We start from the raw sequence: 7676 nt of genomic DNA on the forward strand, positions 1-7676 counted from the left end.
CGGCAGAGCCGCCGAAGCGCGTACCACGGCAGAGCCATGGTACGAGGAAACGAGGAAACCACGGCAGAGCCATGGTACGAGGAAGGAAAGAGGAAGGAGGAAGGGGAAAGGGTTTTCAAGATATGACAACTTCGGTCGAAGACGGGAGACCGGGTTTCTTGAAGAAACTCGGTCTCTTACTCTGGAATGGCCGGTGTGGTTCCGGCTCCCCCAGGTCTTGCTTAGCTGTCCGATTTAGACCCCTTTTTCGAGGTGGTTTTCCGCTTCGTTGTTGAGGATTTCTTCGAGGTGGTTTTGCGTTTACTGGTCGAAGATTTACGAGAGGACGACTTACGAGACGACGACTTGGCCGCAATTAACTCCACCGCCCGTTCTAGGGTCAACTCCTCGGCTGACTCCCCATCAGGAATCGAGATGTTTTTGCGTTTGTACTTAATATAAGGGCCATAGGGACCATCATAGATGTTCACCGGTTCTTTGTCGGTGGGATGGTCTCCCAACTCCCGCAGGGGCTTCTTCTTGCTTCCTCGGCGACCGCGACCCCGTTTCGGTTCGGCTAACATCTCTAAGGCCCGGTCTAGGGTAATGGTCAAGACATCATCATCAGATGAGGCTTTAATCGAGCGATAGTCGTCTTTGCCATCTTCGCCCCCCTTTTTGTGGACAATATAGGGACCAAAACGACCTAAACCCGCTTGAACTTTGTTGCCGGTTTCCGGGTGAACCCCCAGTAACCGGGGAAGGGACAATAAGCCGACGGCAGTTTCTAGGGTAATGGTTTCAGGGGTTTGACCTTTGGGGAGGGAGGCCCGTTTTGGTTTGGGATTCTCGTCGGTGACTTCCCCGAGTTGGACATAGGGGCCATAACTGCCGATGAGGATGTAAATCGGTTCCCCGGTGTCGGGGTGCATTCCCAGTTTCTCGGGACCCTCGGTTTTTTGCCGTAATAAGACTTCGACTTGTTCGGGATCTAAGTCGGAGGGGGTGAGGTTTTGGGGAATCGAGGCGGTGATGGTTTCGCCGTCTTTTTCGGTTTCTAGGTAGGGGCCAAATTTACCGATGCGAACGTTCACCGGTAGATTCTCTAGGACAATGGTTTTGGCTTCGGTGGGTTCGATTTGGTCTTCTTGTTGCCGAACTTGGGTGTCTAGGCCCTTTTCGCCGGAGTAAAACTCTCGTAAATAGGGAATCCAGTCTACGTCTCCGGTGGAGATGCGATCGAGGGTGGCTTCCATTTTGGCGGTGAAATGTAAGTCCACTAGGTCGGGGAAGTAGTTTTCTAGCAAGCTACAGACGGCGAAGGCGGTAAAGCTGGGAACGAGCGCGTTGTTGCTCATCTGGGCGTAGCCGCGATCGATGATGGTGCCGATGATGCTGGCGTAGGTACTCGGCCGGCCAATTCCTTCACTTTCGAGGGTTTTGACGAGGGAGGCTTCGGTGAAGCGGGCGGGGGGCTGGGTTTCGTGACCGACGGCTTCGATGTCTTGGCAGTCGGGGCGATCGCCCACGGCCAAGGCCGGTAGAATGGCCTCACGGTTCTCTAGGGCCGCATCAGGGTCATCGGACCCTTCGACATAGGCGCGAAAGAAGCCGGGAAAGTCGATGCGCTTACCGTTGGCCCGGAAGAGAGCATTCTCGACGCTTAAATCCACGGAGAGGGAGGTTTGCCGCGCTTCGGCCATCTGGGAGGCGACGGTGCGTTTCCAGATGAGGTCATAGAGGGCCAGTTCTCGGTCTTTGAGTCCGGTTTCACGGGGGGTGCGGAAACGATTTCCGGCGGGGCGGATGGCTTCGTGGGCTTCCTGAGCGCCTTTGCTTTTGGTGGCATATTGCCGGGGTTTGGGGCTGAGGTAGTCTGGCCCGTACATCTGCGTGACGCAGTCTCGGGCGGCGGCGATCGCCTGCTCCGATAAATGCACGGAGTCGGTCCGCATATAGGTAATGTAACCGTTCTCATAGAGGCTCTGAGCGACGCGCATGGTATCGCGGGCCGATAGCCGTAGTTTGCGGTTGGCTTCCTGTTGCAGTGTCGAGGTGGTGAAGGGAGGCGCGGGTTTACGGCGGGAACTGCGCTCTTCAAAGTTGCTGACATTCCAGGGTTTGCCCAATAACCGCTCTTTGAGGGCATTGGCGTCTGACTGGTTTAGCAGTTGAACGTTGCGGCCGGCTTTAATTTGTCCGGTGTTTTCGTCGAAGTCGCTGCCGGTGGCCACCTTCGTCCCATCGAGGCTAATGAGTTTGGCATCGAAGGGGGTGTTGTCTTTCGTTAGATGGGCTTTTAAGTCCCAGTAAGACCCCATGCGGAAGGCCCGCCGTTCGCGTTCGCGCATGACAATCAGTCGCACCGCTACGGACTGAACTCGGCCGGCGGAGAGTTTGGGGGCGATTTTCTTCCAGAGGAGGGGGGAGAGGGTATAGCCGACGAGGCGATCGAGGATGCGCCGGGTTTCTTGGGCGTGAACGAGCTGTTCGTTGAGATCTCGGCAGTTATGGAGGGCGCTTTGGATGGCCTCTTCGGTGATTTCATGGAAGACCATGCGCTTGGTGGGGACTTTGGGCTTAAGCACTTGCAATAAGTGCCAGCTAATGCTCTCCCCTTCCCGGTCTTCGTCTGTGGCCAAAACCAGTTCTGTGGCGTTCTTTAGGGCATCTTTGAGGGTCTTGACGACCTTTTTCTTATCTTTGGGGACGACGTAAATCGGCTCGAAGTCTGCCTCGACATTTACGCCGAGTTGCGACCATTTCTCTTTTTTGACGGCGGCCGGAATTTCGCTGGCAGACTGAGGCAGATCGCGAATATGTCCCATGGAGGCTTCGACCTGGTAGTCGTTAGGGAGATATTTGCGGATGGTACGCGCTTTGGTAGGGGATTCGACGATGACCAGGGTTGACATGGAGGTTCTAGTTCGACCAGTGACGTTAGCGTGACTCGGCAGGGTTGAGGAGATCTCAATCCTAGGGGGCTTTGATCTCAACCATATATCCGATTGTTGGTAATCGACAATCGATAGGGGGCAAAATTCCCGGATTCTCTGGGCAAACCCTTTGAGTCTAGGAGGGCGCAAAGGCTTGAGATGCAAGACCTTGACCGCTTTGGAGATGGGGCGGGAAATCTCTGCTGGGGATCGGGAGCGTCTGTGAGGTCCTCGGCCGGGATAACGGACTGATGAGGGACTGATGGGGGACTGATAACGGCCGGTAAAGGTGATGATTAGCTTTTCTAGTCACTCGCGGCGATCGCCACCGGGCAAAGACTATGTATCATAGGGTTAAGAGTCCTTTACAAAAAAGCTTACCCAATTCTAAACTCATAGCTAAAACCTATTGAATCATGGGCTTTCTGCATGTGAGTCGGAATTGTCCGTTTCAGGGGATTCCCTCCAACCTGAATGGGTCTTAGGGGCAGGTGAGTCGCGATCGCCTATTCTAATCTAACTGGGGGACTCCCCCGCCAATCATTCCAATGTGTTGTCAAATACGAGATTTTAGTAATGAGTACCACTGAACAACCCGCCGATAAGTCCACAACCCGCAGCAGTGGGGCGAAAACTCGGACTACGAAAACCCGTAGTACCAGTTCTTCTAAGGCTGAGGAGAACAAAACTCAGCAAGAAAAAGAGCAGGCCTCAGCCCTAGCAGTTCAGGGTTCGGATGCCCGTAAAGCCCTCGATCTCAAACCGGCGGATTATCTTCCCGGAAATCGTCCCGTGGGCATCAGCCACCGAGAAATCGTCGATACGTTTTCAGCCGTGGGCGGCTTACGTCCGATCTTTTCCAATGATGTAGATTTCACTCATACCATGAAAGCCTCCGGCATCCGTCCCATTTCTGCCAGCACCCTCGCCATCAGCGAAACCTATAACACCATGGGGAATCGTCCGGTGTCCGTCAGCAACATGAAAATCAGTTCCACAATCCAGTCTTCAGGGGTGCGTCCGGTGTCGGCGAGTACCTTGATGATTAGCGACACGGTGACCATCATGGGCAACCGCCCCGTCGCCGCCAACGCAACGGCGGATATCGACTCTTTGATGGGTTATCTCGATTAACTCGATTAAAAAGACAAGGGTGAATCCGGCTTCTCGATTAGCCTATTTGTTGCCCCATTTATTGGCCCATTTGTCGTTTTAACTGATTCAACTCGTCTTCAGTTTCCCAATCACTAAAGACTTGTTCTAGGGGATCTGCGGCCGGTTTTTGGAAGCGGGTGTTGCTGGTGGGATTATCCCAACTCGACACCCGTTCTTGGCTAAATTGAGCCTGTTCGGCCCGTAATTGGGCGGCTTTGGCGTGAACTTCTTGGCGACGAGATTGGATATTTTGCTTTAAGGTTTTGGCTTGCTCAAGCCGTTCTTGAACCCCGAGGCGTTGTCCCCAGAGTTGGTTCCCTCGCCGCAGCAGCAGGGCTTCTCGCTCTTGGGCCGGTTTGACGAGATCCTCGCGGCCGGCGGCCTGGGCTTTTTGGATACGAATATGCCAACGTTGGATATCTTGAGCGGTGTCTAAGATATCGGCTTCTAGGCGTTCTTCTTGAGTTTGCAAACTGGCAATTAAACGCAGGGTATCTTGTTCTTGTTCCCGCAATTGTTCTTCTAACGCTTGCAGTTCCAAGTGGGGATGGGCCGCTAAAAATTCTTCTAAACGAGTTTCTAGAAATTGACTGAAATCTTCAAATAAACCCACGATAGTATTTTTTTTAGATAGGGAACAGGGAATAGGGAACAGGGAACAGGGAACAGGGAATAGGGAACAGGGAATAGGGAACAGGGAACAGGGAATAGGGAACAGGGAACAGGGAATAGAAATAATCTGGGGTCGTCGGCTAAAACTGTTGTCCTACATAAATTGTGCGAGTTTCACCGTTTCGACGTACCGAAACCCGATCGCCCGTCACCTCGGACAAGGTCCAGCCACTGTCACCAATCGACTGACCGATATCAATCCAGCGGGGGGAGCCATTCACCTCAAACAAGGCAGCGGGCTGTTGGCCTTCACCTCGTTCTAGGGTTCCCACTAAAGCATAAACCCCGGCTGGAGCGGCCGCCGTTTGTTGCTCATCGGCGGGTCGCTCAGAGGGGGTGGGTTGTTTGGCCGCCGGGGTGACGGCGGCGGTGTTGGGTGGGGGACTGGGGGCTTCTTCGGCAATCTCAGGAAGTTGGGGGACTCGCACTGTGGTTTCATCTCCCTCATTGGCATCCCCTTCACTCTCAGCCTCGGCGACGGGGCCTTCCGTTGTGTTCTCAGTGGGAAGACTGGGTAGAGGAACTTGTGTTAAAGATTGACGTTCTAGGGCGTTGGCGATGCGCGTCAGGGATTGAGCGACGGCGTTAGGGGATGTGCCGTCAACGGGGATGTTAAGGGTGCCTGTTTCTGAGGGGGCGGTCGGGACGGATGACTCGGTTAGAGGGGGTAAGGCGGGACGGTTTTCGATGCGATCGAGGGCTTGGCCCATATAGGCGATAAACTCTTCGTCGCTGGCGGTTCCTGCATTCTCCAGAACGGGGGCTGTGGTGCTACGGCTGTCGCTCTGAGCGGGTTGTTCGTCAACGCTCTGACGGAAATAGCCTCGGTTAAACAACCATAAGCCTAAGACGACGGCTAGGGAGACAAAGGCGCCTCCGAGGAGAAGGCGATCGAACCAAACTAAGCTTTTATCTTCAGCCCGTTTTCCCTGGGAGTTGATGGCCACTTCCACTGAGGGAGACTCGACGGCTGGGGGTTGTACCGCCGGGGCGACGAGGGGCTGCACCACAATCGGGGGAACTTGAAGCGGTTTTAGGGCGATGGGTTTATGGTTCGCCGGTTCTTGGGGGAGTTCCTGGGTGCGATCGAGCATCTGATCGACGTCTCGGAATACCTCATTTAAGAGGCGATCGGCGTCGGCTTGACCGTGGGGGTTGATTGGGCGATCGCGTTGGTCGGTTGGCATAGGAGTGGAGCGGTTATCCGACATGGCGGTAGGTTCAAGAGTCGATCAGTTACTTCCCAAAATTATAGAGCATCGTTTCTCTTGGAGAACACCCCAGAGGGGCGATCGCCTGAAATTCCGAGAGACCTCCTAATCCGGTAAACTGGAGGAAGTCTCTCGTTGGGGTCTATGGTTTGGCAACCGGGTCAGAAAATTTTTGGGAACCGCTACACCATTGAAAAGCGGCTCAAAGTGGGCGGTTTCGGCATCACCTACCTCGTCAAAGGTCCCAGGGGTCGCGCGTTTGTGCTGAAAACCCTCAAGGATGAGGTGATGACTGAGGCGCAGTATAGCCCCTATCGAGATAAGTTTCTGCGGGACTTTGACCGGGAAACCGCCAAAATCGCCATCTGTCGCCATCGCCACATTGTCCAGGTGGAGAACCATTTTAACCATGAGGGGTTGCCCTGTATGGTGATGGAGTATGTTCAGGGGCAGGATTTGGGCGATCGCGTCTTGCGTGGCGGGGCGTTATCCGAGGATGTGGCGTTGCGCTATATCCGAGAGGTGGGGGAAGCGTTGATGGTGATGCACGAGAAGGGATTGCTGCATCGGGATATTAAGCCCCAGAACATTATGGTGCGGTTGCCCGCTGATGAGGCGGTGTTGATTGATTTTGGCATTGCGCGGGAGTTTATCCCCAATTTGACCCAAACCCACACCATCGCTCTTACGCCCTGTTTTGCCCCCATTGAGCAGTACGATGAGCAGGAACATCGGGGAGAATTTACCGATGTCTATGCCTTGGCGGCGACCCTGTACTATGTGTTAACGGGGACCTTGCCACCGATTGCTACGATGCGGCTGAGGCGCGATCGCCTGGCGATTCCTAAGCATTGGTCGCCAGACCTGCAAAACGCGATTAAACAGGGGATGGCGGTGGAACCAGGAGATCGCCCCCAAACCGTGGCAGACTGGTTGGCCTTGTTGCCTAATACTGAAAGAGGGTTACCGTCCTTTCATTTCCAGACCGTACGGGTTAACCGTCAGGGAAACATTATTGAAACAATCCCCGGTCAAGCGCAGTACTATCCCCAAGATTTAGGTCAAGGGGTGCAGTTGGAGATGGTGCAACTCCCCGGTGGAACCTTTTTGATGGGAACCGAAGAGGCGGAAATTGAGCGGTTGTGTAAAAAGTATAATAGAGAAGGGTTTAAGCGGGAAAGTCCCCAGCATTCAGTCCAGGTTTCCCCCTTTTTGATGGGCAAAACCCCCGTCACCCAAGACCAATGGCGGGTGGTGGTGACGCAAGTGGGCAAAATTGTCCGGCCTTTGAACCCCGACCCATCTGAGTTCAAAGGCGGAAATCGTCCGGTTGAACAGGTCTCTTGGTATGATGCGGTGGAGTGGTGCGCTCGATTGAGCAAGCTGACGGGCAAAGACTATCGCCTCCCCAGCGAGGCAGAATGGGAATATGCCTGTCGTGGCGGGACGACGACCCCCTTTGCCTTTGGGGAAGCACTCACCACGGATTTAGCCAATTATGACGGGAACTATACCGTTGCCGAGGAAGCCAAAGGACAATATCGAAAAGAAACTACCCCAGTGGCAAATTTCCCCCCCAATGGCTTTGGCTTGTATGATTGTCATGGCAATGTTTGGGAGTGGTGTTTTGACCCCTTCCATGGGAATTATCAGGGTGCGCCTGGGGATGGTCGCGTCTGGGATGAGACTGTGAATGATAATCGTTATCAAAAACCTTCAGCAA

General features: G+C 54.2%; 5 protein-coding genes. 2 read left to right on the forward strand and 3 right to left on the reverse strand.

The window, feature by feature from the left end; translation table 11 throughout:
• Nucleotides 1–221 precede the first annotated feature (221 nt).
• Nucleotides 222–2894: a type I DNA topoisomerase gene (gene topA, locus R6U67_RS13660; protein ID WP_410253057.1), complete on the reverse strand. Its 2673-nt coding sequence runs from the start codon at nt 2892–2894 to the stop codon at nt 222–224.
• 597 nt (nt 2895–3491) lie between these two features.
• Here topA and R6U67_RS13665 point away from each other — a divergent pair.
• On the forward strand, nt 3492–4049 hold the full coding sequence (locus tag R6U67_RS13665) for a hypothetical protein (protein WP_410253058.1): 558 nt from the start codon (nt 3492–3494) through the stop codon (nt 4047–4049).
• Between the two features lie 58 nt (nt 4050–4107).
• Here the strand turns inward: R6U67_RS13665 and R6U67_RS13670 are convergent, their stop codons facing one another.
• Complete coding sequence (locus R6U67_RS13670) at nt 4108–4683, reverse strand: TIGR04376 family protein (protein ID WP_410253059.1); 576 nt, start codon at nt 4681–4683, stop codon at nt 4108–4110.
• Nucleotides 4684–4822: 139 nt separating this feature from the next.
• A complete protein-coding gene (locus R6U67_RS13675) occupies nt 4823–5929 on the reverse strand; it encodes a type II secretion system protein N (protein ID WP_410253060.1) in 1107 nt (368 codons plus the stop codon).
• Nucleotides 5930–6097: 168 nt separating this feature from the next.
• Between R6U67_RS13675 and R6U67_RS13680 the strand changes: the two genes are divergently transcribed.
• A partial coding sequence (locus R6U67_RS13680; RefSeq protein ID WP_410253061.1) for an SUMF1/EgtB/PvdO family nonheme iron enzyme occupies nt 6098–7676 on the forward strand: 1579 nt, incomplete at its 3' end.

It is taken from the genome of Sodalinema sp. (genome assembly GCF_046483825.1).
In the GTDB taxonomy this organism is placed as follows: Bacteria; Cyanobacteriota; Cyanobacteriia; order Cyanobacteriales; family Geitlerinemataceae; genus Sodalinema.